The sequence below is a fragment of the Arenivirga flava genome (assembly GCF_030161575.1).
Lineage (GTDB): Bacteria > Actinomycetota > Actinomycetes > Actinomycetales > Microbacteriaceae > Arenivirga > Arenivirga flava.
In genome coordinates, this window is the sequence record NZ_BSUL01000005.1 from 1 (window position 1) to 1,822 (window position 1,822).

The window sequence follows — 1,822 nt, forward strand, 5'->3', positions numbered from 1 at the left end:
CAATCGCCCTCTCACGTCACCTGGACATACGGTTCCGTATCCGGCGACTCCATTATGAATATATGTTATGTCTATATTGGTAGTAATCTAAACAACTGACTAGGCCTGCTTGGCCTAGTTTTTGTTTAGTTATTGCCCTTCTTACACAGGTTTTGGTAGCTACCCACTGGTAGTGGTTTCCTGCGTACGATGTTAGTTTAGCTAAGCTCTTATTTACACCTAACTTTTGTAATCCCCATTGTCTCTTGGAGGAACCTTCCACATCTTCCAGACGATGGTTCGCAATCGCGTTCTTAAATGGGCGTCGATCCGTTCCATCTTGGCTTTCATGGACGAGCTGGAAAAGTAATTTATCCATCCGCGGATGACTTCATTTAACTTTTCCAGCCTCTTTCTAAAGTTTATTGACCATTTTCTTTGAGTTAACATTTTGAGTTTTTCTCGAATTTTCGGACAGAGTCCTCATGAGGTCGGCTCATCCAGCTTTTGGCTTTAGTGTCGTAATAGAAACTAAATCCTAAATATTTTAGCTGGCTGGGCCGCGTAACCTTTGATTTGGTTCCATTAACTTTTAGCCCTAACTTATTTTCAATCCAACGAATGACTGAATGCATCACTCGATTGGCACTTGTTCGGCTTTTAACCATGATGAGACAATCATCGGCGTATCTCACAAAGGCGAGCCCTCGGCTCTCAAGCTCTTTGTCCAGTTCATTTAGCATGATATTACTAAGAATGGGCGATAAATTCTCCTTGTGGGGCTCCTCGATCCGTTGGGTGGTATTCATCGGCGACCATGACACCTGCTTTGAGATATTTTCGAATAAGCGATTCTGTGTCTCCGTCTTGGATCATACGATGTACAAGACTCATCAGCCGGTCTTGAGGAACGTTATCAAAGAATTTTTCTAGATCTATATCAACGATCCATTGATAACCTTCATTGATCGTCTTCAATAATTGATTGACGGCCATTTCACAATTTCTGTTCGGACGAAATCCATAGCTAAATTCCGAAAAGTGGGATTCGCATATGGGTGTTATAACCTGAACAATGGCCTGCTGAATCACGCGGTCTATTGTTGTAGGTATACCGAGTTTTCGTTTCCCACCATCTGACTTTGGGATCCCAACTCTCTTTACAGGTTGGGGCTTGTAGTGTCGCTCTCTTATTTGTTGACAGATCGTTGCCCAGTTGTCTTGAATATAGGCATGAAGCTCGTCGAGCGTGACTTCGTCAACGCCGCTGGCTCCTTTATTTGCCCGGACTTTTTTATAAGCCTCATTCATATTTTGCCGGTCAAGGATACGTTCTAACATCTTCGACATAATGTGCGCGACTCCTTTCCGCTTTTAAGTATTCGTCTTAGATTGGCGTAGCTACCGACTCATTTACGTTTTGTCTACCACTACTATCAGACAGTACTTAAAACATACATTTTGTGTTGCACTATTCCATGGTTCAGTCCTTCGGAAACATGGTTTCCTACTATGACATCTGCTGACTTCTCACTATTCGTTGTTACTACTAAATCGTTAGTGAGACCTCACGGGATAAGTGTTATCTCTTTCCTCGTTTACCCATAAGGTTTACGCCACAAGATTACGGTTACCTTTTGGACTTTATCGCCTTTAGCCGACTTATCCGCTCGTAGCGCCTTCCTACCTTATTCCTGTTCGTTGGGCCACGATTTCGCTATTGCTTCCTCTCTCCGTGCCTCACAGCACGAAACTTGCAAGTCGCTTTGGGATTCGTTGGTAACGACGCTCCACAGAGACTTTCACTCTAGACATAACACATGCCCGTCATACTAAAAAAAAG

Annotated in this window: 3 protein-coding genes; all 3 read right to left on the reverse strand. The window is 43.3% G+C overall.

Translation table 11 applies throughout. The annotated features are described in order from the left end of the window. Positions 1-219: 219 nt before the first annotated feature. The 3 genes from QQK26_RS16565 to QQK26_RS16090 are packed head-to-tail and all read right to left on the reverse strand — an operon-like array spanning position 220 to position 1,320. Complete coding sequence (locus QQK26_RS16565) at positions 220-447, reverse strand: group II intron maturase-specific domain-containing protein (protein WP_431308043.1); 228 nt, start codon at positions 445-447, stop codon at positions 220-222. Continuing rightward, positions 423-788, reverse strand: coding sequence for a reverse transcriptase domain-containing protein (locus tag QQK26_RS16570; protein WP_431308042.1), 366 nt, complete (start codon positions 786-788; stop codon positions 423-425). Before QQK26_RS16570 ends, QQK26_RS16565 begins: the two co-directional genes overlap by 25 nt. Then, complete coding sequence (locus tag QQK26_RS16090; RefSeq protein WP_284235457.1) at positions 730-1,320, reverse strand: reverse transcriptase domain-containing protein; 591 nt, start codon at positions 1,318-1,320, stop codon at positions 730-732. The genes QQK26_RS16570 and QQK26_RS16090 overlap by 59 nt, the downstream gene beginning before the upstream one ends. Positions 1,321-1,822: the final 502 nt, after the last annotated feature.

What these genes read in the sequence shown, in the direction of transcription:
- QQK26_RS16570 (WP_431308042.1), bottom strand. Translation starts at nt 788, where the DNA reads ATGAATACCACCCAACGGATCGAGGAGCCCCACAAGGAGAATTTATCG.
- QQK26_RS16090 (WP_284235457.1), bottom strand. Translation starts at nt 1,320, where the DNA reads ATGTTAGAACGTATCCTTGACCGGCAAAATATGAATGAGGCTTATAAA.